We start from the raw sequence: 24,947 nt of genomic DNA on the forward strand, positions 1-24,947 counted from the left end.
TCACAGGTAAATCACCTGAATGTGCGCCACGGCGGCGAACCCGGCGGCCATCACCGCCCGCTGGGTGGATTCCACGCTGGCGCTGAACCACAGAGTGTTGCTGCCGGGCTGCAGAATGTAAGGGCGGCTGCGCTGATTCAGCTCCAGCACCTGGCCCTGCTGGTCTTGCAGCCGCAGGCCGATGCCCTGTACGCCGCCGTTCAGCTTCAGCAACGACGGGTTGTCGACGTCGCTTTCGCCAAGAAATACCAGCGTGGCGGCCTGCTCACCCTGCAGGTAGAGGCGGCCGGCGTCGCCGTTGCGCGGGCCGGCCGGGTTATCCGCCAGCGCGCGCGCGCCCAGCAGGCAGTTGCGGAACGAGAGGCGAAAACGCACCGGCGCGCTGCGATCGCCGGCGTTGCGGAAGTCGCGTGCGCTGACGTCGCCCAGATCGACGGACTGATCCCGGCTGTCCGGCGTCAGGCTGCAGGGGGAGCTGAGCAGGCCGCCGTGAAAGCTGACGGTGCCGGTGGTGCCTTCGATCACGCCCAGCGGCGTTGCCGCCATCGCGCTGCCGCCGCACAGCAGTGCGCCGAGCAGCAGCGGGCGCAGTCGATCGGTGAATTCAGCCATGCTGGACCTCCTTATTTTTTCTCGGGCACGGCGGTGCAAACGCTGCCGTTGCAGGCGAAGCGCAGTTCGGGGTGGCCGCCGTAGTCGTTGATGTAGGTGATGACGAAGCTGTTCATGCCGGTATCGTGCAGCTTGAGGCTTTCGCTGGATTTCGGCTTCAGCATTAGCGGCTGAAAACCGCCGATCGCGCCGCCGCCCTGTTTTTGCGTCTGCCGCGTCATGCCGGTCAGGGTGATGTAAAACGGCGTCGGGTTATCGACGGAGATAGCGCCGCCGCTTTTACGGAACACCAGCTTTTCCTGCCACACCTGGCCCTTGGGCGCGACGATGGCCTTCGGCCGGTAGAACAGCTTGATCTGCGTTTGCAGCGCCAGCTGCATCACGTTGGTTTTGGTGCTTTTCGGCGGAATTTCGCGCAGGTTGAAGTAGAACACCGACTCGCGATCCTGCGGCAGGCGATCCGCCTCCGGCGTCTTGGTGATGCGTACCACGCTGCGCTCGCTTGGCTCCACGCGCTGCAACGGCGGCAGCACCACCAGCGGCGAGGTGATTTTCTGGTGCTGCTCGTTCTCCAGCCAGGACTGCGCCAGGAAGGGCAGCTCTTTGTTTTCATTGACGATATTCAGGCTGATCGATTTGGCGTCGCTCACATAGACGGCGCGCGTGCGATCCAGCGATATCGCCGCGTCGGCGGTGGGCAGTACGGCGCTCAGGGCCAGGCCGGCGGCGGTCAGTAGCGTTATCGGGTGTGTGTTCATGTCATTATTTCTCAGCGTTACGGATTACAGGGTGGCGCACGGCAGCAGCAGCTGGTCCAGCGGCTTGGCGGCGCCCGGGATCACGATGCGGCAGCGGCGTTGGCCTTCCCAGGCGACGTCCAGTTTTTCCTCCGGCTGCACGCCGGTCAGGTAGACCGAGCCGCCGTCGTTGACTACCGCGACCTCGCGGCCTTTCTCGCTCAGCACCGCGGCGCCGAACGGCGGTTCGCTGCCGTCCGCGAGGCGAATGGTGGCCAGCAGCTTGCTGCCTTTCACCACCTCGAAGTGGCGGTAGCCGATGGCGCCTTCGGTCAGCGTGCCTTGCACCACGGCGCGGGTGGCCTCGACGTCGTCTGCCAGCTTGTTGACGTCGATGCGGGTGTCGGTGTTGTAGTAGCTGGTGATGTCGGAAATCACCGCCAGCCCGAAGCGGTTGCTGTAAGCGCGGCCGTTGTTGATCGGCACGCCGGCGATGCCGTCGGTGTCGAGCATCATGCGGCTGCCGCCGTTGCTCGAGTTCTGGTGCGCCGCGATACCGTGCCGGGTGGCGGTGAGGCCGCCGCGGAACGAGCCGCCGATCGACGAGTAGCTGTCCTGCTGGTAAGAGGCGCTGGCGTTCAGTGAGCCAAACGAGGCGTTGTGGGTGTAGTACCCGCGCGCCAGCGATTTGCCGGACTGATTAAAGCCGCCGCTGACCTGCCAGGTATTGTCCGGATCGCTGTAGTCGTTGTACGACGCGGTCTGCGTGACATCGCCGTTGTTGGTTTGCAGCGCATAGCCGACGCGCCGACGGTCGCCGATCGGCACGGTGAAGTTGAGCATCACACTGTCGTCGGTGCGGCCCTGGTAATAGGTGCGGTAAGCCGACAGCGAGGCGGTGATGTTGCTGATATCGCCGACGCTGAACAGCTTGCTGGCCGACAGCCCGTAACGGTCCTGGGTTCGCGCATCCCAATAGGTCTGGTGCGAGTAGGTCAGGTAGGCGGTGATCGCCTTGGCGCTGTCTTCCGCCATAAAGGTTTTGCTGGCGGTGATGGTGTACAGCTCTTTCTGGCGGCCGTTGTAATTCTTGTCGTAATCGCCGTAACGCTCCTGCAGGTACTGCGACATGTTCATGAACTTGCGCTGCGAGAAGCGGTAGCCGGCGAAGGTGATCTGGCTGTTCAGCTCGTCGAAGCGTTTGGCGTAGTTGAGCTTGAACGACATACCGCTGGCGGTCGGCTCGCCGGGCAGACGGGCGATCGACTGGGTGACGTCCAGCGACATGGCGCCGAACACGTTCAGATCGCGGCCGAGGCCGAGCGCCCAGGCGTTATAGTCGCCGCCGAGCAGCGCCCCGCCATACAACGACCAGGCGTTGCTCAGCCCCCAGGAGAAGTCGCTGGCGGAAAACAGCGGGCCCTGGGTGCGGTGGTCGTAGGCCGAGGTTTTGCCGAGCGCCACGTTGTAGCGCACGTAGCCCGGGCGGGTCAGGTACGGAATGGTGGCGGTATCCACCTGGAAGGTCGAGACGGTGCCGTCCTGCTCTTCCACCTTGACGTCCAGCTTGCCGCGCACCGAGCTGTTGAGATCCTGAATGGCGAACGGCCCGGCGGGCACGGTGGTTTCGTACAGCGTGCGGCCTTCCTGCGAGACGGTGATCTTGGCGTTGCTCTTGGCGATGCCGCGCACTTCCGGCGCGTAGCCCTGCAGGTTCGGCGGCAGCATGCGCTCGTCGCTGGCCAGATTGAGGCCGGTGAAGCGATAGGCGTCGAACACCCCGGAGTCGAGATAAATCTCACCCAGCGTCAGCTTGGCGGCCTGCATCGGCAGCGCGCGGTAGGCGTAGATCTGGTTCCAGTCGAAGCCGGTGCTGCGATCGCCGGCCTGCTGATTGTAATTGGCCTGGTAGTCCGCGCGCAGGCGCCAGGGGCCCAGGTTGGCGCCCAGCGTGCCGTAGCTGCTCAGGTTCTGGGCGGTGTTGTTGTTGTGATTCTGCTTGCCTAACTGGCCGCTCAGGTTGTAGTCCAGCAGCAGGCCGGGGATGCCGTCGTCCCACTGCTCGGGCGGCGTCCAGTCGGGATCGGAGTATTTCATCCACGCCTGCGGGATGGTGATCGCCAGCACGCCGCCGCCGATGCGATCGGAGACGGTCGCGCCTTTGATGCCGCGAATGTCGGCGCACTGGTTGTCGTGCCACAGGGTGACTTTTTTGGCCGCTTCTTCTTTCAGCGCCATTTTTTCCACCAGGTCAGGCGGCAGGCACACCTGGCTGCCGCTTTTGTTATCCGGCGACGGGAAATACTGAATGCTGCGCTGGGGCAGCGTTTTCTGGTTGATCTTGATGTCCAGTAAATAAGCGCCGGGCATGACGTAGTCGGCGTCGGAGAAGCGCGAAAGGTCCACTTTGCTGCGCTCACCGATGTCCAGGACGTCGGTATTGAATTCCGTGGCGGAAAATGCCGGACGTACCCAGAGGAAAGATAGAATGACGAGGAGAGGTAGGTGTTTCCGTGTCAGTAATGACGTCATAGCATAATCACTCATGGCAAGTCCGCGCCCAATAGCAGGTCATCCGTACGACCTGAATACGTAATGCTGTGCAGCGCCCGCCGGCGCTAGAGATAAGACAGGGTGAATTTGGCCAGAGAGCTGAAGCCGCCTGCCCGCGCCTTGTCAGGATGCAGGCGCAACTGCGCGCCAAAGCGCAGCGTGTTGTCGCCGGCGACGATCTGGTAATCCGCCGTCGTGCTGCCGAGCGGGATTGGGGTGCCGGCATCGGTCAACAGCTCGATAGCCACGCCCTGCGCCTCGCCGTAAACGCCGAGCAGGGAAGGATCCCCGCTGTCGGCGGTGCCGTCGAACGTGACGTTGGCCGCGCGATAGATGAAGTCAGGTTTCACCTGACTGGCCAGCTCGCAGTTCACCAGTTTGATCGTGAAATGGCGGCGGCTGCCGATCAGCACCGATTGCCCGTCCTGCGAGGCGTCGGTCATGGAAATCAGACCGAAATCGACGGTTTGATCCAGGCTGTCGCTGGCGATGCCGCACGGCGTTTCAACGATGGTGCCGCCCAGGCTGACTTTGCCGTGGCCCTGATTTTTCGCTGCCGCCGCCGCGCTGCCGACGCTGAGCGCGATGAGCAACAGGCCGCAAAGGCGGATAGTCATGCTGGCGTCTCCCTGTCTTTCCCTGTTCCCTTGCCGGTATCCGCGGCATGCAATAAAGCGGGGGATGCCCTGAGACATCCCCTGTGGGGTATTACAGGTAAGCCAGGGTGAAGTTCGCCACGCTGGTGAAGTCGCCTGGTACCACGGCGCTTGAGGCGCTGCTGCCCTGCAGGTAAGCGGCGAATTTCAGCGAGTTGTCGCCGTCGTTCAGACCCTGACCGTCGGTTGCGGTGCCCAGTTCCACTTCTTTGGAGTGCAGGTTGTCGTAGATCACGATGCCGGCGCCGGTTGCCGTGCCGCTCAGGGCCAGCAGTTTGTTGTTGACCGGATCAGGCGTGCCGGTAAAGGTCACTTTGACGTTTTTCATGGTGGAGATGGAGCAATCTTTCAGTTCGATGTTGAAAGGCTGCATGCTGGATTTACCCTGGTTGGCCAGGATGCGGCTGCTGATCTGGCCCATCGGCACGGTTTGGTCAACGGATTCCGGCGCGACGCTGCATGGCGCATCGATAATTTCGCCGGTAAAGGTGACTTTACCGCTGCCCTGATTAGATGCGGCATGAGCAACAGAGGCGGAAGCGAAAGCAATCACGGTTGCCAGCATTAATTTATTCAGTTTCATTTCTCAGGTTCCTGTAGAGAGTTTTTAAATAAAAGAACAGCACATCTAAATCCCCCGCGGCGGCGGCAACGCCATGTCGCCGTCCGTGCGGTTGGAGCCAGATCCTTTTGCTCTGGGCAATACGCCGACATCCGTTATTTATGAGAAATAACGAGATTTGGAAAATCGACAATGGATTTTCTGGTAAATAAAATACGAGTTTTACGTGTGGCGTGTTGCTGGGAATATTCTTGCAAATAATAGTATTGCTTGGAAATAGATTTTATTAAATTAAGTCAAATTCAGAATATAAAACCAAAAGGAAAAAGAAACATATTTGCTTTAAAATCAATAGATCGTATACAAATATTATCCAGTATAAATCACTATATAAATAACGATATGCGAGATATTAGATCGGGGGAAATAGGGTGATACCTACAATTCACAATATTGTTTTGCTAATATCGCCCTTAGGCAGCAGATGATGCATTTCCCTTTAGAAACAAAATATAAAACATAATTCATTGTTTTTATTGTTGTTTCATGGTTTTTTGTTCACGAGAGATTGGGTTTCTTATTCGCGTTTAGTTCGCGTTTAAGCCTAATTGATTAACAATTAAATAACAATTACACCGGTAGTGAATTATCCTATCGCATTGCGGTATAGGGATTTTTCACCGCCTAACCCATTTTGATTAATCAAATTAAGGCATGTGCTGCTGCCGTTCGCCACATAATGATGACCTAAGTGACAATTAAAGGATTATAAACGGAATGATAACGATGATTAATGCTTGCAGCGGGCGCCGCTGGATGGGTTTGGCTATATTTCTGCTGTCTTTTATGGCGCTTTCTGGCTGTGCGGGCGGGAGCAAGACAAAACTGAATTCCGTGAAAAAAATCTCACAGAATAATCCTAATGATAAATCCGATGAGCAACGCATCGCACTTTGTCAGCAACGGGTTAATTCATTAAAGAATATTAATCCGCAAAGTTACCAAAAACGCATCGCCTATTTTAACGGCCTTCTTTCCAACGCCTCCGGATATGCCGGGGTACGCGGCAACGTGGATGAGAGTACCCGTAAAGCGATAGATGCTCTTTATCAATATAAAACCGAGAAATTCTGCGCCGACGTCGAGCATGAGCTGATGTCCGATCTGTCCAGCCGGGTTGAGAATCTGTAGCCATGAAGCGATGCGCGCAGGGATGGGCGATGGTTCTTTTGCTGTTAGCGGCGAGCGGGGCCGCTTGCGCCGCCGATGACGGCATTCCCGCGCTGTTGAAGTTTGCCGAACAACGGCAGGCACCACCGGCCGCGCCCAGGGAAGAAACAGTGCGTAAATCGGCGCCCGCACCGGTCACCAAACCGGCCACCAAACCGGCCGCCATCGTCGGGGCAGACAGCGTTCGTTTAACGTCGCTGAAGCAGTCTTTGCAACAACAGGCGGAGAAAATCCGTCAGTTGGAGCGGCAGTTGGCGGCGGCTCAGGCCGCGGCGGCGGCGAAACGGGAGCGGGTCGTCGTCGATATTCGGCCGCTGGCCGATGCCCTGAAGGGATTGCGGCAAGCCGTTGCGCCGGTGCCAGAGGTGGGCGCATTGGCCGCTTCGCTCACGCGGGCCGAACAGCGCAGCGCAAGTTTGGCGGCGCAACTGGCACAGCAGCAGCAGCGGGTAGAGACCTTGCTGGCCGAACGGCAGCAGGCGGCCAAGCCACCCGTGCTGGCCAGTGAGGCGGACAAGCTGGCATATGCCGCCGGCGTGTCGCTCGGGCGCGACATTCTGCATCTGCAGCAGGAGAACCGGCGCGCGGGGCTGGAGGCGGAGAGTCCGCTGTTGTTGGCGGGCATCGCCGATACCCTGGCCGGGCGGTTGCGGCTGGATGAGGCCGCCATCGACAGCGCGCTGCGCACGGCGCATCAGCGCTTGCAGCAGGCGCAGCAGACGCAGGCTCCGCCTCTGGACGGTAAAGACTATCTGGCCGCTTTTACCCGTCAGGAGGGCGTCAAGCAGGATGCGCTCGGTTTCTACTACCGGGTGGACTATGCCGGCAGCGGGGCGATCGGCGCCGACGATCGGGTAGATATCGTGGTGCGCGAAAGCCTGACCGACGGGCGGGTGGTCAAAGACATGGAGCTGGCGGGGACGGTGATCTCGCAGCCGTTGACGCGCTATCCGCCGCTGTTTCGCGCCGCTATCGAGAAGCTGCAGCGCCACGGCTCGATCACGCTGGTGGTGCCGCCGGCGCTGGCGTACGGCAAACAGGGCAGCCCGCCGGCGATCCCCCCGAATGCCACCATGATTTACACCCTGCGCATCGCTGACGTGCAGCCGTGAGCGGGGTGCTCAGCAGTAACCACTCAGGAGGAATGCTATGGCCAAGGCGCCGAAAACGTTTGAAAGCAGAAAATCGCTGATGCTGAATGTGTTGCAAGGGTTGTGCAGGGAGCGTGTGGAAGGATCCGGGGGCCATCATCCCCCGCCGGAACAGTGGCCGAAGACGCGCGAGTTGGCGGATAAATGCGGCGAAAATATTTATACCACCCGCACCCTGCTGCTGGCGCTGGAAAAGGAGGGCAAGGTTCACTGCACCCACCGCAGCATCAACAATTCTCTCCGTTGGTACAGCTGCGACGAACAGGCAGCGATAAAAAAAGAGTGATTCGACCCTGGTGGTCGCTTTTGACTATTCCCACAGCTAATCATTAATTAAATTTATCATTTGACGGGGCGTTTCGCTCCGTCAATCCTCCCTCTTCGTTCACTGCCATCCGCACAGCCATTGCTAAGATGTTTTTTGCGGCCATATACTTATCGCTCAGACGGGAACAGGTGTAGGGAGCCGGCATCGTAATGAAGGAAAAGAAAGACATACTGAGATTGGATGATATTCATTATCAAATAGACAGCCAGGTGATCCTGGATTCCGTCTCTTTCACGCTGGGTGAAGGCGAGTTCAAACTGATCACCGGGCCTTCCGGCTGCGGGAAAAGCACCCTGCTGAAAATCATCTCTTCCTTAATGGATCCGACCAGCGGAAAGCTCTATTTCGACGGCCAGGCGATCGACGAGATGTCGCCGGAGGCGTATCGCAAGCAGGTCTCTTACTGCTTCCAGACGCCGTCACTGTTCGGCAATACGGTTTACGACAATCTGGCGCTGCCTTACCAGATCCGCCAGGAACCGCCAGCCGAGCGAAAAATGAAGGCCGATCTGGCGCGTTTCGGGCTGCCAGAGGCGATGCTGACCAAAAGCATCAATGAACTGTCCGGCGGGGAGAAGCAGCGCGTGTCCCTGATCCGCAACCTGCAGTTTATGCCGCGGGTGCTGTTGCTCGATGAGATCACCAGCGCGTTGGACGAGGAAAATAAGCGCAACGTCAACGAAATAGTGCATCAACTGGTGGCGGAACACCGGCTGGCGGTGCTGTGGGTGACGCACGATACCGAAGAGATAGCGCATGCGGACGAGGTGATCACCCTGCGCGCGCATGGCGCCGAGCAACAGGAGCAACAGCATGAATCAGCATAACATCACCAACGAATCCTTGGGCTTGTCGATGGTGCTGGTGGTGGTCGCCATCCTGATCAGCCACCGGGAAAAACTGGCGCTGGAAAAGGACATTATCTGGAGCATCTGCCGCGCGGTGGTGCAGCTGATCATCGTCGGCTACGTGCTGAAGTATATTTTCGACCTGGATAACGCCGTTCTCACCGTGTTGATGGTGCTGTTCATCTGCTTTAACGCGGCCTACAACGCCAAGAAACGCAGCAAGTACATCGAACACGCGTTCGTGACGTCGTTTATCGCCATTACCACCGGCGCGGTGCTGACGCTGGCGGTGCTGGTATTGACCGGCTCCATCGAATTTACACCGATGCAGGTGATCCCCATCTCCGGGATGATCGCCGGTAACGCCATGGTGGCGGTGGGGCTGTGCTACACCAACCTCGGCCAGCGTTTCAAAGGCGAGCAGCAGAAGATTCAGGAGATGCTCAGCCTGGGGGCTACGCCCAAGTTCGCGTCGGCGGCGCTGATCCGCGACAGCATCCGCGCTTCGCTGATCCCGACCGTGGACTCGGCGAAAACCGTTGGGCTGGTCAGCTTGCCGGGCATGATGTCCGGGCTGATCTTTGCCGGTATCGATCCGGTGAAAGCGATCAAATACCAGATTATGGTGACCTTCATGCTGCTTTCTACTGCCAGCCTGTCAACCATCATCGCCTGCTATTTGGCCTACCGTAAGTTTTACAACGAGCGCCACCAGCTGGTGGTCGGCAACCTGAAGTAACGCCATGAAAAACGGCCTCCGCGGAGGCCGTTTTTTTACCCTTGCAGCAGGGCGATGCTCTGGCGGATTTCCCGTTCGATATCCGCCTCGCTCCAGCTGTCCAGTTGTGAAGAGAAGGGCTCGAAGGCATAGACGCCGGTGTAGCCCAGGCGTTCGAGGTTCTGTACCTGGCGGCCGCTCTCCAGCCGATCGCCCTCGCTCAGCATAATGCGCTCTTCGTCGCTCAACGTGCCTTTATCCCGCCCGTCCTCCACGCCGGACAGATGCACCAGGCCGATCTGCGCCACCTGGATCTGCGCGTCGAAGTCGGCTTGCGTCACGCCGCTCAGATAGTGGTGGAACGTATCGAGCACGATACGGTACGGCGCGCCCGAGTCGCGGATGAGCGCCTGGGTCAGCAGCGACGATCGCAACGAGCTGATGCCGAAGCCCAACGGTTCGACGTATCCCTGTACGCCATAGCGCGCAAACAGCGGTGCCAGCAGCCGCAACGCGGCGAGGGTGTCGTCGCGTTTTTGCTGCTCGCTGCGCGTGTCGTCGGCGCTGCAGTGCGGGCACAGCACCAGCGCCCGGCTGTGGATGGCCTGCGCCTGCGCCAGCAACGCTTCGGCGCGCTGCTGCAGCGCCGCCGGGTCATCCATCAGATTGAACATGCCGAGGGCGTTGATCGTGACGATTTCAATGCCGTATTGCGCGGCGAGCGCGTTGAGCTGCGCGTCGCTCAGATCGTCGGTCACCTTGCCGCTGGGCATGTCGTTGCGCAGCTCAACTTTGCTGAGCCCGCAGCGTTTCACCAGGCGGAAAAAATGGTCCAGATTGAGATTCGGCGCGATCTTGCGGTTAATGCAGAAGCGGTCCAGCGCAATGTTCATGGGCATGACTCCAGCGGTCAGGGTTGAGAGATCAGGATTTGCCGTTTTCCAGCGGCAGCGGCTTGCCGTCGGGCAGGGATTGGCGGTGGCGTTTGGCCATCACCACCTGCTCCATTTTTTCCAGTGAGACGCCTTTGGTTTCCGGAATATAGCGGCCGATAAACCAGTAGCTGAACAGACAGCAGGCGGCGAAGATCCACATCGGGAAGGCGCCGTGGAAATGCGAGAACAGGTAAGGGTGGTCGTTGATCATCGGGAACGACTGCGACACCGCGAAGTTGGCGACCCACATGCAGCCGACGGCGATGCTCATCCCCTGCGCGCGCATGCGGTTCGGGAAGATTTCCGACACCAGCACCCAGGCGCCGACGCCCCAGGACAGCGCATAGAACACCATGAAGAACAGCATGCCGAACAGCGCGAAATAGCCGGTGGCCTGGGTGTAGAGCGCGTACGAGGTGAGCAGCAGGCCGGCGATGGCGCCCAGCGTGCCGTAACGCATCAGCGGAATGCGGCCCATGCGATCCATCAGCATGGCGCCGATGACCGAACCGACCAGCTGCAGCACGCCGATCCAGATGGTCTGGAACAGCGCTTCCTGCGCGTTTTCGGTGACGGTTTTCAGCACCACCGGCGCGTAGTACATCATCACGTTGACGCCGGTGACCTGCTGTAACATGGCGATCATGCAGCCGACGAACAGGATAAACCGCACCCGCACATCGCCGTAGTTCAGCTTCCGGTGCTGCTGCTGTTGATCCTGCTGCAGCGAGTCTTTGATTTCTTTCAGCAGATTCTGCGCGTGGGCGGCGTTGGAGACCTTGGTCAACATCGCCAGCGCCTGATCGTCGCGGCCCATCATCACGTTCCAGCGCGGCGATTCAGGAATGACGAACACCAGGATGCAGAACAGAATGCAGGGGATCACGCCCGAGGCGAACATCCAGCGCCAGCCCATTTCCACCAGCCAGGCTTCGCTGGCGATGCTGGCGATTTTGAAGTTGACGTAGAAAATCACGATCTGGCCAAAGACGATGGCGAATTGCTGCATGCTGAGCGCCCGCCCGCGCATGTCTTTCGGCGACACCTCCGACATGTACATCGGCGACACGGTGGCGGCAATGCCGACCGCCAGCCCGCCGATGATGCGGTAGATGACGAACCAGGTGAAGGTCGGGGCCAATGCGGCGCCGACGGCGGACACGGTGAACAGCAGCGCCGCCAGCATCAGCGCCTTTTTGCGGCCCCAGCGCGCCGCCAGCGGCCCGGCGGCGAAGGCGCCGACCACGCAGCCGATCACCACGTTGGAGACGGCCCAACCGGTTTCGGCCGGGCTGAGATCGAAATAGGTTTTCAACGCTTCGATCGCGCCGGAGATCACGGCGGTATCGTAGCCGAACAGAATGCCGCCCAGGGCGGCGATGCCGCAAATTCGCAATATGTAGCCGGTATTGTGCTTACGCTGATATGACATGTGTTGCTCCGATTTTTATCCTGGCTTCCGTCCGCACGGTCGGGGTGTCGGGAAGAGGGCGAGCGGAAGGGTGTGAACCGTGCCTGTCATCAAGGCGATGTCGTCGATAAATGCTGGAACAAACAAGAACATTTATTTCATAATTAGTGAATAATGGAATATTGATTTTTAGATCCAGTTCAAAAAAAACCGTCACCTCTGCGCCAGGCGCCTTGGGCGTTCGGGGGCGGACGGTAACGACGGCAGAGCAGGCTCAGTGCGGGTTTTCTGTAGCAAAGTCAGTGTGTATTAGCTCTGTTTTCTCCGCCGCTGTTGTGCTTTCCCTGGCACGGCAATGAAAGCGCCAATCCGATCGACACCGCAAAATTGCGACCTCACGCACTAAAAACAAATTTTTCAAAACAATTTATTTGAAACTTTTTTTTCAATGAAATAGAGTTTGCTGCATCCGGTCAGGATTTAGCCGGCTTGCCGACGGAGTTTGGCGAGCGGGACGATTAACGCCGCGCCGCCTGTGAGTGGCCTGGCGACAGCGGACTTGAAAAGAGGGCGTGACATGAAAACCGTGGGTAATTTTATTGACGGGCAGGTGTGCCTGAGCAGCAGCAATCAAACCATCGACGTGCACAACCCAGCCAGCGGGCAGGTTGAGCGGCGCGTCACGCAGAGCACCGCCGCCGAAGTCAAACAGGCCATCGACGTGGCGCATCGGGCGTTCGCCGACTGGTCGCGCACCACGCCGCTGCGCCGTGCGCGCATCATGTTCAATTTCAAGGCGCTGTTGGAACAACACCGCGACGAGCTGGCCGAGCTTATCGTCAGCGAGCACGGCAAAGTGTATTCGGATGCGCTGGGCGAACTGACGCGCGGCATGGAAGTGGTCGAATTCGCCTGCGGTATCCCGCATCTGATCAAGGGAGAGTATTCGCCGGACGTCGGCAGCGGCGTCGACAGCTTCTCGCTGATGCAGCCGCTGGGTGTGGTGGCGGGCATTACCCCGTTCAACTTCCCGGCGATGGTGCCGATGTGGATGTTCCCCATCGCACTGGCCTGCGGCAACACCTTTATCCTCAAGCCGCCGGCGCTGGTGCCTTCGGCCTCGGTGCGCCTGGCGGAGCTGCTGAAAGAAGCCGGCCTGCCGGACGGCGTGTTCAACGTGGTGCACTGCGCCAATGAAGATGCGGCGCAGCTGTGCACCGATCCGCGCATTCAGGCGGTGAGCTTCGTCGGTTCCTCCACCGTGGCGGAACATATCTATACCACTGCCAGCGCGCACGGCAAGCGGGTACAGGCCTTCGGCGCGGCGAAAAACCAGGCGATCGTCATGCCGGACGCCGATCTGGACGCCACGGTCAACGCGTTGATGGGCGGCGCGTTCGGCTCCGCCGGTGAGCGTTGCATGGCGCTGCCGATCGCCGTGGTGGTCGGTGACGATACCGCCGACAAACTGATCGCCAAACTGAAGCCGCTGATCGCGCAGCTGCGCGTCGGGCCGGGCTTGCAGCAGGGTGGCGAAGAGAATGAAATGGGGCCGCTGGTGTCGTCTGCCCACCAGAAAAAGGTGCTGGGCTACATCGATCTGGGCGAGGAAGAAGGCGCAACCCTGGTGGCCGACGGCCGCAATTATCAGGTGCCGGGCTACCCTGAAGGCTACTACGTCGGCGGCACGCTGTTCGACCATGTGAAGCCGAATATGCGCATCTACCGCGAAGAGATCTTCGGGCCAGTGCTGGGCATCGTGCGGGTGCCGGATTATCGCACCGCCATCGACACGGTCAACGGCCATGAGTTTGGCAACGGCAGCGCCATCTTTACCGGCAGCGGCCACTACGCGCGTCAGTTCGTGCAGGAAGTGCAGGCCGGGATGGTCGGCGTCAACGTGCCGGTGCCGGTGCCGATGGCGTTCCACAGCTTCGGCGGCTGGAAGCGCTCGGTGTTCGGCGCGTTGAACGTGCACGGCACCGACGGCGTGCGCTTCTACACGCGCATGAAGACCGCCACCGCACGCTGGCCGGCCGGGCAGCAGACGGTGTCCGAATTCAGCATGCCGACGCTGGGTTAAGCGCTGTCATATTCAGGCCAGGCCGTTGCTCCTTCGGGGCAGCGGCCTTTGCACGGGTCATTAACAGGAGAATCGAGATGTCTTCACTGCTTGCCAAATGTCAGACGCCGAATGCCGAGGGGCGTATTCAGCACGTGACGCCGGAAAATGCCGGTTGGCGCTATGTCGGCTTTGACGTTTACCGCCTGGCCGCCGGGCAGTCGCTGCAGCTTGAGTGCGGCGACCAGGAACTGTGCCTGGTGCTGGTTGCCGGTATCGCCTCCGTCGCCACGCTGCGCGCCGAATACCCGCATATCGGTAAACGCATGAGCCCGTTCGAACGTACGCCGCCTTACGCGGTGTATGTGCCGCACCACGATCGCATCGACGTGCGGGCAGAAACCGATCTGGAGCTGGCGGTGTGCAGCGCACCCGGCAGCGGCCACCTGCCTTCACGGCTGATTACGCCGGCGGATATCGGCGTGGAGCGGCGCGGCAAGGGGCGTAACCAGCGGTTGGTGCATAACATTCTGCCGGACAGTGAGCCGGCCGACAGTCTACTGGTGGTGGAGGTTTACACCGACGAGGGCAATACCAGCTCCTACCCGAGCCACAAGCACGATCAAGAAGACTCACCGCACGAAACCTATCTCGAAGAGACGTACTATCACCGCATACAGCCGGAGCAGGGGTTCTGCATGCAGCGCGTCTATACCGACGATCGCACGCTCGATGAGTGCATGCCGGTCTACAATCGTGACGTGGTGAAAGTGCCGCGCGGTTATCACCCGGTGGCGACCCTGGCGGGTTACGACAACTATTACCTCAACGTGATGGCCGGGCCGGTGCGGCAGTGGAAATTCACCTGGGAAAAAGACCACGCTTGGATTAACGGCGACGGCTATCCCGCCGCGCAATAAGCGCCTGAGGCCCGGCTTGCCGGGCTTTTTTGTCAGCCTTACTCGTCCCGGGCGTTATTCAGCGCCAGCGAGACCGCCAGCGTCTGAGCCAGGCACATCGAAGCCACCTGCGAGCGGAACCCGTCCACCTGCGCTTCGCGCACCACGAAACAGACGTCGCTGAAGGCGGCCAGCGGGCTGACCTGGCTGTCGGTGATGGCGATCTGCTGCGCGCCGCGCTTGGCGCCCAATTCCACCAGTTCCACCGCCTCGCGGGCGTATGGCGAATAGCTGATGGCGATCACCACGTCCTTCGGTTTCACCATGCTCAGCTGTTCGGTGAACATCCCGCCCAGGCCGTCGATCAGAAACGCGCGGCGCTCCAGATGGCGCAGCGCATAGGTGAGGTAGGAAGCGACGCTGAACGAGCGGCGCAGGCCGATCACGTAGATGTTTTCAGCGTTGTTGAGCAGCTCGACGGCGCGATCCAGCTGCTCGGGAGCGATCTGCATCGCCAGCTGCTGCAGCGCCTGCGCGTTGACCATGGTGAATACGTTGAGAATCTCCGCCGGCTTCTCTGGCGCGACGTTGTCGTCGGTGGAGGTTTGGCGGAACAGGCGCGCGCGCTCGGTATAGTTCACCGTCTCTTCCATCAGATGCTGACGGAACACCTGCTTCATTTCGTTGAAGCCGCTGAAACCGAAGGCGTTGGCGAAACGGATCAGGGTGGAAGGCGGCACGCTGGCCTGTGCGGCGATGGAGGCAACGGTATCGAAAGCGATGCTGTTACTGTTATCCAAAATATAGCGCGCCACCTGCTTCAAACGCTTGCTCAGCGTTTCATAACGGTGGCGGATCTCGTCCTGTAACAGCGAAAGTTGAGTTGGGTTGTTCATCCATTCGGCTCGCAGTGGGGTGAAGGCGCATTGGCCTGACGCCTGAAATATTGACAGGGTATTTTAACAGACGGAGCGGAAATTTCATTTCCTCAAAAAGCGATTTATTCGATCGCACATTGCGCGACTTCACAGAAAATGGGCAAAAAAATCCCCTTAAAGCGGCGAAATGGCCTTAAGGGGACGTGAACCTGCTCTCGCTGTCAGTGCGTGCCACCCGCCTGTGGACGGTACTGGCGCCAGAAACCGATCAGCGTCAGGTATTTTTGTTTCACCTGCTCGATCAGGGCCGCGTCGTCGATTTCCCCCTGCAGCCAGCGGCGCGAAGGTTGGCCGAAAATAGTGCGGCCGACGGCGAAACCTTTCACCCAGCGCGCATCTGCGGCGGCGGCAAAGCCCGCCTTCAGCACCGCCTCTGGGGAGTCGAGCCCCAGGATCAGCACGCCGCGGCAGTCGGGATCGTAGGCGTCGATCAGCGCGCCGACCTGCTGCCAGTTTTCCGCGCTCAGCGGCGGCAGTTTCCACCAGTCCGGCTGAATGCCCAACCGGTAGAAGTGTTCAATCATCTCCAGGTAATAGCGCTCGTCCTTGTCGGCGTTGCCGTCCGGCAGGATCACTTCCAGCAGCAGCTCATGGCCGGATTTGCAGCAGCCGCGGTAGACGTCGGCGATCAGCTCATCCTGTTCGCGGCGCAGTTCTGCCGCGTCGTGCGGATGATAAAACACCAGGCACTTCACCACGTGCTCCTGCGGCCAGTCGATCAATTGCGAACCGATGTTGCCGTGCTCCAGGCGCAGCGGGCGCGAGCTGGGCAGCTCCACCGGCCGGCCAATCCACCATCCCTGACCGGTGATTTCGTTCAGCGCCGCCTGCCCGTAGGTGGTGTCGGCCAGAATGCCGCTGTTGCCGTTGAGGCCGGCCTGCGCGGCAGCCTGTTGCGCCGCCGTTAACAGCAGGGTTTTCAGGCGCGGAATGCGTTCCTCGCTGACGCCGGCTTCGCGCGCCATGTCCGCCAGCTGCTTGCGGTGATCGAAGGCGAATACGCACAATTCCGGCCACTGTTGCTTGCGGGTGGTGACCCGGTGCAGGTGATTCAGGCGTGCGTCGCGGTCCGGGCGCGTGACCTGTTGTTCACGCTGCAGATAGTCATCCAGCTCCCGTTTGGTCGGCATGGCCGGGGCGCAGCCGTGACGCGAGACCACCAATGCGCCGCAGGCGTTGGCGTAGCGGCAGGCCTGATCCCAGCCCTCATCGTTCAGGTAGCCGCGCAGCAGGCCGGACATAAAGGCGTCGCCGGCTCCCAGCACGTTCAGCACCTCCACTCGCACACCAGCGTGCAGCTTCACCTGTTCCCAGTCGTCGGCGATGTCATCTTCGAACACCGAACAGCCCTGGGCGCCGCGCTTGCACACCAGCGTGGCCGCCGTGGCCCGGCGCACGTTTTTCAGCGCCGTCAGCGTGTCGGTGCTGCCGCCGGCGATATGAAATTCCTCTTCGGTGCCGACGATCAGATCGAAATGGTGCAGCACCTCTTGTAGCTCGCGCGTTACCTGATCCGATTCCACAAAGCGGGTTTCGCCGTCGCCCAGCGACGTCAACCCCCACAGCACCGGGCGGTAATCGATGTCCAGCGCGGTGCGCAGGCCGTGGCGGCGCGCGTATTCCAGCGCCTTCAGCACCGCGGCGCGGGTGTTCGGGTGCGACAGGTGCGTGCCGGTGATGGCCAGCGCGCGCGCGGAAGCAATGTAGGCCTCGTCGATGTCGTCGGGCGTCAGCGCCATGTCCGCGCAGTTTTCGCGGTAGAAGATCAGCGGGAAGGTTTCCTGATCCTTGATGCCGAGGATCACCAGGCCGGTTAACCGACGTTTGTCGGTGATCAGGCAGCGAGTATCGGCCCCGACGCGCTGCAGCTCTTCGCGCAGAAAGCGGCCCATGTGTTCATCGCCGACGCGCGCCAGCATGCCGGATTTTAACCCCTGAATGGCGGTGCCGTAGGCCACGTTGCCGGAAGATCCGCCGAGGTACTTGGCGAATGTGCCGGCGTCTTCCAGCCGCGCGCCGATCTGCTGAGCATAGAAATCGACGGCGATGCGCCCGAGACAAATGACATCAAGCTGTTTTTCTTGTGTAGCCATACCCGTTTCCTTCTGTTTAAGCAAAACTCCGGCGGCGGCCCGAGCGTGGCGCCCTGCAGGAAGCATGTGGATAGTATGGGGAATGAAAATTTCAATTTCAATATAGAATGAAATTTACACCCCGAAAATGTGATGCGTTTAAAACATCGACAGGAGAACGGGAAAAGCCGATGAAGCGGCCATAAGACGGCGACCGGGCGCGCGCAGAAAAGGGGATTAGATCAGGATAAAAGGCTGTCAGCCCGTGTGGTAACGGTTGTTATCGGCCGGTGCGCGGCGCTAAGCCAGTAAAGGCTGAATCACGAGATGAAACGGGCTTTTCATGTAATATGCGATCTTTATCGCAAAATGAAATGTTTCTTCTGTAATGTGATTTTATGAAAAATATATTTGTTTATAATCGCTTCACGTTTCAGGTTGTCGACTTCGTGAGCAGCGGGCATCGCCTGCTCAAGATAATAGCTGCCGCCGCGTAATACAAACACGGGATTGTCGGCTCGGCGCGAGCCCTTTCCGGGGCGGCCCTCAATCTAAAGGGTGAGTAAATGGGCAAGATCAGGCTAACCATGGCGCAGGCGCTCGTCAGATTTCTCGATAACCAGTATCTGCTGGCCGACGGGGTGGAAACCAAATTCGTCGCGGGCATTTTCGCGATTTTCGGCCACGGCAACGTGCTGGGGCTGGGGCAAGCGCTGGAACAGGATAGCGGCGATCTGCGGGTGCATCAGGGCCGCAACGAGCAGGGGATGGCCCATGCGGCGATCGGCTTCGCCAAACAAAAACTGCGCCGGCAGATCTACGCCTGCACTTCATCGGTCGGCCCCGGCGCCGCCAATATGATCACCGCCGCGGCCACCGCCACCGCCAACCGCATTCCTTTATTGCTGCTGCCGGGCGACGTTTACGCTTCCCGCCAGCCGGACCCGGTGCTGCAGCAAATCGAACAGTCTTACGATCTCAGCATCAGCACCAACGACGCGTTCCGCGCGGTGAGCAAATACTGGGACCGCATCGTGCGACCGGAACAGCTGATGAGCGCCTGCATCAATGCGATGCGCGTGTTGACCGATCCGGCGGAAACCGGCGCGGTGACGCTGTGTCTGCCGCAGGACGTGCAGGGGGAAGCCTACGACTACCCCGACTATTTCTTCCAAAAACGCGTGCACCGGCTCGATCGCCGTCCGGCGACCGACGGCATGTTGGCGGACGCGTTGGCGCTGCTGACGGCCAAACGCAAACCGCTGCTGGTGTGCGGCGGCGGCGTGAAATACTCGCAGGCCGGGCGGGCGCTGCGCGAATTCGCCGAGCGCTTTGGCATTCCGTTCGCCGAGACCCAGGCCGGCAAAGGCACGGTGCCAAGCGACCATGAATTCAACCTCGGCGGCATCGGCGAAACCGGCTGCCTGGCGGCCAACACGCTGGCCCGACAGGCCGATTTGGTGATTGGCGTCGGCACCCGTTACACCGATTTCACCACCTCGTCCAAATGGCTGTTCCAACACCCGGACGTCAGCTTCCTCAATATCAACGTCAGCGCCTTTGACGCCGGCAAGCTCGACGGCGTGCAGGTGCTGGCGGACGCCCGCGAGGCCCTGAACGCATTGGGCGCGCTGTTGGCGCAGGCCGAGTACTGCGCCGGCTGGGGCGACGCCATCGCCGCGGCGCGCGCTGCCCAGCGTGAAGAGACCGAGCGGGTTTACGCGGTGGAATACGGCGGCGCGGGCTTTGTGCCGGAGATAGACGATCACCTCGATCGCGAGCGGGTGTTCGCCGAATTTATCGCTCAGACCGACTCGGCGATGACGCAAAGCCGGGTGCTGGGGGTGCTGAACCGCGAGCTGCCGCCGGACAGCGTGATCGTCGCCGCCGCCGGCAGCCTGCCGGGCGATCTGCAGCGGGTGTGGCACAACCGTGGCGAGCACGGTTACCACGTGGAATACGGCTACTCCTGCATGGGGTACGAGGTGAACGCCGCATTGGGGGTCAAGCTGGCCGAGCCGCAGCGCGAGGTGTACGCGATGGTGGGCGACGGCGCCTTCATGATGCTGCATTCCGAACTGGTCACCTCGATTCAGGAAGGCTGCAAGATCAACGTGGTGCTGTTCGACAACATGACCAACGGCTGCATCAACAACCTGCAGATGGAACACGGCATGGACAGCTACACCACCGAATTCCGCTTCCGCAATCCAGAGGGCGGCAAGCTCGACGGCAAACTGGTGCCGGTCGATTTCGCCATGCTGGCGGCGGCTTACGGCTGTAAAACCTATCGCGTCACCACCGAGCAGCAGCTGCTCGACGCGCTGGCCGACGCCCGCAGGCAGACCGTGTCCACGCTGCTCGACATCAAGGTGCTGCCGAAGACCATGGTGCACAAGTATCTCAGCTGGTGGCGCGTGGGCGGCGCTCAGGTGGCCGACAGCGAGAAAATCGTCGAAGTGGCGCGCAAGCTGCAGGAAAACATCGATAAGGCGCGCGATTACTGATTCGTTTTCGAACACAACACACTTTCCAGAGGGTAGCGAAAATGACATTGAACATTGGGGTTATCGGCACCGGCGCCATCGGCCGCGATCATATCCGTCGCTGTAGCAAAGTGTTGCAGGGCGCCCGCGTCGTGGCGGTGAACGACATCAATCGCGACAACGCCGCCAAGGTGGTGAGCGATCTGCAGCTGGATGCGCGGGTGTATGACAACGGCCACGATCTGATCAAGGCCGCCGATGTGCAGGCGGTGCTGGTCACCTCCTGGGGGCCGAGCCACGAAGAATTCGTGCTGGCGGCCATCACCGCCGGCAAACCGGTGTTCTGCGAGAAGCCGCTGGCGGTGACCGCGCAGGGCTGCAAAAACATCGTCGATGCCGAAGCGAAGCACGGCAAGCGGCTGGTGCAGGTCGGCTTTATGCGCCCCTATGACCAGGGCTATCGGGCGTTGAAACAGGTGCTGACCAGCGGCCAGATTGGCGAGCCGCTGATGTTGCACTGCGCGCACCGCAACCCGACGGTTGGCGAGGCTTACACCACCGATATGGCGATCACCGACACCCTGATCCACGAAATCGACGTGTTGCGCTGGCTGCTCGACGACGACTATGTGTCGGTGCAGGTGGTGTTCCCACGCAAGAGCCCGAAGGCGTTCCCGCATCTGAAAGATCCGCAGATTGTGTTGTTCGAAACCGCCAAGGGTACGCGCATCGACGTCGAAATTTTCGTCAACTGCCAGTACGGCTACGACATTCAGTGTGAAGTGGTGGGGGAAACCGGCATTGCCAAACTGCCGGAGCCGTCCTCGGTGCAGATGCGCAGCGGCGCCCGCCTGTCGACCGAAATCCTGACCGACTGGAAGGATCGCTTTATCGACGCCTATGACGTCGAGCTGCAGGGGTTCATCAACGACGTGGCCGCGGGCCAGTTGACCGGGCCTTCCGCCTGGGACGGCTACGCCGCCGCGGTGACCGCCGACGCCTGTGTGGCGGCCCAGCTCAGCGGTGAGATCGTACCGGTGACCCTGCCGGCGCGCCCGGCGTTTTACAACAAGCCATCGGCTTGAACCCCGTACCCATGATTGCAGAGGAGTGACCATGAAGATCGCTTTTGATGTCGACGTTATCCGGGATTTGGGCGTGACCAAAATGGTTCAGCAGGTGGCGGACTGGGGCTATAAATACATCGAGCAGTCGCCGCACCCGCAGATCAACCCGTTTTACAAGCATCCGAAGGCCAGCCGCGAAATCATGGCGGAGTATAAAAACGCCCTGAAAGCGACCGGCGTGGAGATCTCCTCATTTATCGTGGTGTATCGCTGGTCCGGGCCGGGCGAAGATCGCCGCCAGGCGGCAGTCAAAAACTGGCGACGGATGATCGAGATCGCGGTGGAAATGGGCGTGCAGGTGATCAACACCGAACTGGCCGGCAACCCCAACGAGCCGGAGATCTGCGAGGAGCTGTGGTATCGCTCGATGGAGGAGCTGCTGCCGATCATCGAGCGTGAAGGTATCCGTATGGAGATCCAGTCGCACCCGTGGGACTTCTGCGAGCTGAGTAACGAAACCGCCGATCTGGTGAAATCGCTGCGCAGCGACCACGTCAAATACCTCTACAGCGTGCCGCACACCTTCTACTACGACAAGGGGCAGGGCGATGTGGCCGGCATGTTGCAGTACGCCGGGGACGATCTTTCCCACGTGCTGATTGCCGACACCATGAATCACACCAAGCATTGCCGTTATATCGTCAATCCGCCGGGCGTTGACGCCGCGGTGCATCAGCACGTCGGCATCGGCGAAGGTGAGGTGAATTTCGACGCCCTGTTCCAGACGCTGCGCGATATGGAATTTGCCAACCGCAGCTTCAAGGCCGGCGGCGAATCGATCATCTGCACCTCGCTGTTCGGCTATCCGGAAAAGATGCCGAGCCAGGCGGTGGCGACCAGAGAGCGCATCGAAAGAGAGCTGTTGGGCAAATAATCTTATTTGGCTCGCCGGCGTCATTTGCACCGGCGGCCCTCCAAGGACCGAGGCAGACCATGAATAAAGACAACGTGAAATTGGCCATCGCGCCAATCGGCTGGACCAACGACGACATGCCCGATCTGGGCAAGGAAAACACCTTCCAGCAGTGCGTCAGCGAAATGGCGCTGGCCGGTTTCACCGGCAGCGAAGTGGGCAGCAAATACCCGCGCGATCCGGCGGTGCTGAAACCGATGCTGGATATTCGCGGCATTCAGATCTGCAACGCCTGGTTCAGCACCTTTTTCGCCGACGGCCAAAAAGACAAAACCATCGATGAATTTATCAACCACATGAATTTCCTGCATGCCATGGGCGCCAGGGTGATTGGCTGCTCCGAGCAGAGCAAGAGCATTCAGGGCACCACCAAAGGCGTGTTCGAAGAGAAGCCGTATTTCAGCGATGAAGAGTGGCAGCGCGTGGCCGACGGTTACAACGAGCTGGCGAAGATCGCCGCCGGCAAAGGCATGCAGGTGTGTCTGCACCACCACATGGGTACCGGCATTCAGACTACCGCCGAAATCGATCGCTACATGAGCATGGTCAACGACGACGTTTACCTGTTGTTCGATACCGGGCACGCCTACTATTCGGAAGGCAGCCAGCAGGCGATGATGGCGATCCTGGAGAAGTATCTGCCGCGCATCAACCACGTCCATCTGAAGGACGTGCGCGATGAGGTGGTGGCGGAAGTGAAGGCCAACAAGCTGAGCTTCCTCGATGGCGTGAAGAAGGGCACCTTCACCGTGCCGGGTGATGGCGTGATCGACTTCAGGCCGGTGTTCAAGCTGCTGGACGAGCGCGGTTACAAGGGATGGATGGTGGTGGAGGCCGAGCAGGATCCGGCGCTGGCCAACCCGTTCGAGTATGCGGTGAAAGCGCGCCGCTATATTCGGGAAACCGCCGGTATTTAAGCGGTAAGGGTGAATAAAGATCGAGGGGCGCTGCCAGCGCCCCTTTTTTGATGGCGGCGCGTTAGCCGCCGAGCGTTTGCCAGGTTGCGACCTGGCTGCCTGGCCATGGTGTGGCGGCATGCACGCCACGGGCGATCGCCCGAGCGAGGGTGTCCGCCGCCAGCGCGCCGATTTGCAGCACCGCCAGTTCGCGGCTGCCCTGTACCTCGCGCTGCCCGGTGGACAGGGCGAACACCACGTCGCCGTCAAACGGGCTGTGCAGCGGGCGAATCGCGCGCGCCATACCGTCTTGCGCCATGATGGCCACCCGTTTCAACTCCACTCGCGTCAGCGCCAGGTCGGTGGCGATGCAGGCCAGGGTGGTGTTCTTTCTGCCGCCCTGCGGCTCTTGCACCATCCCGTCTTCACCCTGCGCATGCAGTTGCGCCAGCGCCGCCGCGCCGCCGTTGCCAAATTCACCGTTAATTTCATAAGGCGTCGCCCAGAAGGCGCGGGTGCCGGGTGCGACCACCGCACCCAAACTGTTGACCGCCACCAGCGCGCCGACGGTAGCGCCGTTGGTGGCCACGATCGACGCCGAACCGAGGCCGCCTTTCAGCTTGCCCATGCCGGTCATGGCGCCGTAGCCGGCCCCGACGGTGCCCAGCGGAAAGTCCAGGCCGGCCTTGCCGACCGCCTCGATGCCCAACTGGCGATACGGCGGCGTGAGCTGCCAGTTTTTGTCGCCGCCGTTGGCCAGATCGTACAGGCAGGCGGTGGGCACGATAGGGGAGACCGGCACGCCGGGTGCTGGGCGCAGCGCGTAGCCTTTACCCTGTTGCCCCAGCCAGGCTGCGACGCCATCCGCCGCCGCCAGACCGTAAACCGAACCGCCGCTGAACGTCAGCGCATCGATGGTCTGTACCAAATTGTCCTCACCGAGCGCGTCGGTTTCCCGGGTGGCGGGGCCGCCGCCGCGCACGTCCACGGCGGCAATCGCCGGGCTGTCCGGCAGGATCACCGTCGCGCCGGTGCGCACCCGGCTGTCCTGAGCCACGCCGACCTTCAGGCCGGGCACATCGGTAATCAGGTTGCGGGAGCCTGGGCGCCCGGCGGCGGAAGTTGGCATAGCGGCACCTAATGGGGTGAGAGGAGAGAATATGCCGACGGCGGCGGTCAGGCCGGCCAGCGCGTGTAAAAAGGTTCGGCGGTTGATATGCAGGGGCCGGCACAGCGGCCCCTGCGGGTGGGGAATATTACGCATCGCCGTGCGGCTGCCCGGAACGCAAACGCGCCATATGGTAGGCGTCGACCAGCACGCCATCGCGCATGGCATAGCCGCGGCTGGTGCCCTCTATCTCGAAGCCGAACTTGCGGTATAGCGCGATGGCGGCCGGGTTGTCGGTGAACACCGTCAGTTCGATGCGCTCGATGGCGGCCCAGTTGTCGCACAGGTCGATCATCGCCCGCATCAGGCGGCTGCCGACGCCTTTGCCGTGGTAGCGCGGATCGACGCCGATGCCGAAGGTGGCGACGTGGCGGCGGCGAACGCGCTGATTCAGCATCACAACCAACTGGCCGGCAAGCTGCCCGTCGATGATGGCCGCCAGGTTATGCGTGCCCGGTTCGGGATTGGCGAGTCGCTTCTGCCAGGACTCGACGGACGGTAGCGGGAGCTGCAGCGTATCGCGGTAGACGGGCGTCTGCGAATAAAGATGATGCAGGGCTTGCGCATCCGTTGTTTCCACGTGGCGTATCACGATCTCGCTCATGTCGCTGCTCCTTTTGCTTACCGGTTGAATAACCTCTGAAT

Annotated in this window: 22 protein-coding genes; 11 read left to right on the plus strand and 11 right to left on the minus strand. The window is 60.7% G+C overall.

Annotated elements, in window-relative coordinates:
* The 5 genes from ACJ8J4_RS22245 to ACJ8J4_RS22265 all read right to left on the minus strand — a co-directional run bounded on the left by ACJ8J4_RS22245 (position 1) and on the right by ACJ8J4_RS22265 (position 5,141).
* A complete protein-coding gene (locus ACJ8J4_RS22245; protein WP_043139018.1) occupies positions 1-612 on the minus strand; it encodes a fimbrial protein in 612 nt (203 codons plus the stop codon).
* A gap of 11 nt (positions 613-623) precedes the next feature.
* On the minus strand, positions 624-1,370 hold the full coding sequence (locus tag ACJ8J4_RS22250) for a fimbrial biogenesis chaperone (protein ID WP_049294961.1): 747 nt from the start codon (positions 1,368-1,370) through the stop codon (positions 624-626).
* Positions 1,371-1,394: 24 nt separating this feature from the next.
* The gene (locus ACJ8J4_RS22255; protein WP_046687943.1) at positions 1,395-3,881 is read right to left on the minus strand and encodes a fimbria/pilus outer membrane usher protein; all 2,487 of its coding nucleotides are present in this window, start codon (positions 3,879-3,881) and stop codon (positions 1,395-1,397) included.
* A gap of 86 nt (positions 3,882-3,967) precedes the next feature.
* A complete protein-coding gene (locus tag ACJ8J4_RS22260) occupies positions 3,968-4,519 on the minus strand; it encodes a fimbrial protein (protein ID WP_025304586.1) in 552 nt (183 codons plus the stop codon).
* A gap of 91 nt (positions 4,520-4,610) precedes the next feature.
* A complete protein-coding gene (locus tag ACJ8J4_RS22265) occupies positions 4,611-5,141 on the minus strand; it encodes a fimbrial protein (protein ID WP_015379342.1) in 531 nt (176 codons plus the stop codon).
* Between the two features lie 795 nt (positions 5,142-5,936).
* Between ACJ8J4_RS22265 and ACJ8J4_RS22270 the strand changes: the two genes are divergently transcribed.
* The 5 genes from ACJ8J4_RS22270 (at position 5,937) to fetB (ending at position 9,416) form a co-directional block, all read left to right on the plus strand.
* Positions 5,937-6,311, plus strand: coding sequence for a hypothetical protein (locus ACJ8J4_RS22270; protein WP_373275267.1), 375 nt, complete (start codon positions 5,937-5,939; stop codon positions 6,309-6,311).
* 29 nt (positions 6,312-6,340) lie between these two features.
* Positions 6,341-7,462, plus strand: a complete 1,122-nt coding sequence (locus ACJ8J4_RS22275; protein ID WP_235211372.1) for an FKBP-type peptidyl-prolyl cis-trans isomerase N-terminal domain-containing protein — start codon at positions 6,341-6,343, stop codon at positions 7,460-7,462.
* 37 nt (positions 7,463-7,499) lie between these two features.
* The gene (locus tag ACJ8J4_RS22280; RefSeq protein ID WP_004930885.1) at positions 7,500-7,787 is read left to right on the plus strand and encodes a FaeA/PapI family transcriptional regulator; all 288 of its coding nucleotides are present in this window, start codon (positions 7,500-7,502) and stop codon (positions 7,785-7,787) included.
* Between the two features lie 191 nt (positions 7,788-7,978).
* Complete coding sequence (gene fetA, locus ACJ8J4_RS22285; RefSeq protein WP_004930881.1) at positions 7,979-8,656, plus strand: iron efflux ABC transporter ATP-binding subunit FetA; 678 nt, start codon at positions 7,979-7,981, stop codon at positions 8,654-8,656.
* Entirely contained in the window at positions 8,643-9,416 is a 774-nt protein-coding gene (gene fetB, locus ACJ8J4_RS22290) for an iron efflux ABC transporter permease subunit FetB (protein ID WP_025304582.1), read from the plus strand. Before fetA ends, fetB begins: the two co-directional genes overlap by 14 nt.
* Before the next feature lie 35 nt (positions 9,417-9,451).
* On the opposite strand, the gene ACJ8J4_RS22295 is transcribed toward fetB, so the two are convergent.
* Positions 9,452-10,288, minus strand: coding sequence for a TIM barrel protein (locus ACJ8J4_RS22295; RefSeq protein WP_043139001.1), 837 nt, complete (start codon positions 10,286-10,288; stop codon positions 9,452-9,454).
* Positions 10,289-10,319: 31 nt separating this feature from the next.
* Positions 10,320-11,762 carry a sugar porter family MFS transporter gene (locus tag ACJ8J4_RS22300; RefSeq protein ID WP_025304580.1) on the minus strand — a complete coding sequence of 481 codons (1,443 nt, stop codon included), beginning with the start codon at positions 11,760-11,762 and terminating at the stop codon, positions 10,320-10,322.
* A gap of 556 nt (positions 11,763-12,318) precedes the next feature.
* Between ACJ8J4_RS22300 and ACJ8J4_RS22305 the strand changes: the two genes are divergently transcribed.
* Positions 12,319-13,824 carry a CoA-acylating methylmalonate-semialdehyde dehydrogenase gene (locus ACJ8J4_RS22305; RefSeq protein WP_043138995.1) on the plus strand — a complete coding sequence of 502 codons (1,506 nt, stop codon included), beginning with the start codon at positions 12,319-12,321 and terminating at the stop codon, positions 13,822-13,824.
* Positions 13,825-13,901: 77 nt separating this feature from the next.
* Positions 13,902-14,723, plus strand: coding sequence for a 5-deoxy-glucuronate isomerase (gene iolB / locus ACJ8J4_RS22310; RefSeq protein ID WP_025304578.1), 822 nt, complete (start codon positions 13,902-13,904; stop codon positions 14,721-14,723).
* 38 nt (positions 14,724-14,761) lie between these two features.
* Here the strand turns inward: iolB and ACJ8J4_RS22315 are convergent, their stop codons facing one another.
* Positions 14,762-15,598 carry a MurR/RpiR family transcriptional regulator gene (locus tag ACJ8J4_RS22315; protein ID WP_004930856.1) on the minus strand — a complete coding sequence of 279 codons (837 nt, stop codon included), beginning with the start codon at positions 15,596-15,598 and terminating at the stop codon, positions 14,762-14,764.
* A 203-nt stretch (positions 15,599-15,801) separates the two neighbouring features.
* Positions 15,802-17,733, minus strand: coding sequence for a bifunctional 5-dehydro-2-deoxygluconokinase/5-dehydro-2-deoxyphosphogluconate aldolase (locus ACJ8J4_RS22320; protein ID WP_025304577.1), 1,932 nt, complete (start codon positions 17,731-17,733; stop codon positions 15,802-15,804).
* Between the two features lie 545 nt (positions 17,734-18,278).
* Here ACJ8J4_RS22320 and iolD point away from each other — a divergent pair.
* From iolD to iolE, 4 genes are read left to right on the plus strand one after another with little or no spacing between them, the layout of a single operon-like run.
* Positions 18,279-20,219 carry a 3D-(3,5/4)-trihydroxycyclohexane-1,2-dione acylhydrolase (decyclizing) gene (gene iolD / locus ACJ8J4_RS22325; RefSeq protein WP_197836487.1) on the plus strand — a complete coding sequence of 647 codons (1,941 nt, stop codon included), beginning with the start codon at positions 18,279-18,281 and terminating at the stop codon, positions 20,217-20,219.
* Positions 20,220-20,260: 41 nt separating this feature from the next.
* Positions 20,261-21,283 (plus strand): Gfo/Idh/MocA family protein, encoded by a 1,023-nt coding sequence (locus ACJ8J4_RS22330; RefSeq protein WP_197836486.1) that lies wholly within the window; start codon positions 20,261-20,263, stop codon positions 21,281-21,283.
* A gap of 31 nt (positions 21,284-21,314) precedes the next feature.
* Positions 21,315-22,199, plus strand: coding sequence for a sugar phosphate isomerase/epimerase family protein (locus tag ACJ8J4_RS22335; RefSeq protein ID WP_049205585.1), 885 nt, complete (start codon positions 21,315-21,317; stop codon positions 22,197-22,199).
* Between the two features lie 59 nt (positions 22,200-22,258).
* Positions 22,259-23,155, plus strand: a complete 897-nt coding sequence (gene iolE, locus ACJ8J4_RS22340; protein WP_019455194.1) for a myo-inosose-2 dehydratase — start codon at positions 22,259-22,261, stop codon at positions 23,153-23,155.
* Between the two features lie 61 nt (positions 23,156-23,216).
* On the opposite strand, the gene ACJ8J4_RS22345 is transcribed toward iolE, so the two are convergent.
* Both ACJ8J4_RS22345 and ACJ8J4_RS22350 read right to left on the minus strand, forming a co-directional pair.
* On the minus strand, positions 23,217-24,398 hold the full coding sequence (locus tag ACJ8J4_RS22345; protein WP_049205584.1) for a P1 family peptidase: 1,182 nt from the start codon (positions 24,396-24,398) through the stop codon (positions 23,217-23,219).
* Positions 24,391-24,906 carry a GNAT family N-acetyltransferase gene (locus tag ACJ8J4_RS22350; RefSeq protein WP_049209126.1) on the minus strand — a complete coding sequence of 172 codons (516 nt, stop codon included), beginning with the start codon at positions 24,904-24,906 and terminating at the stop codon, positions 24,391-24,393. Before ACJ8J4_RS22350 ends, ACJ8J4_RS22345 begins: the two co-directional genes overlap by 8 nt.
* Between the last annotated feature and the right edge of the window lie 41 nt (positions 24,907-24,947).

It is taken from the genome of Serratia sp. CY47280 (assembly GCF_052168655.1).
GTDB classification, from domain to species: domain Bacteria; phylum Pseudomonadota; class Gammaproteobacteria; order Enterobacterales; family Enterobacteriaceae; genus Serratia; species Serratia bockelmannii.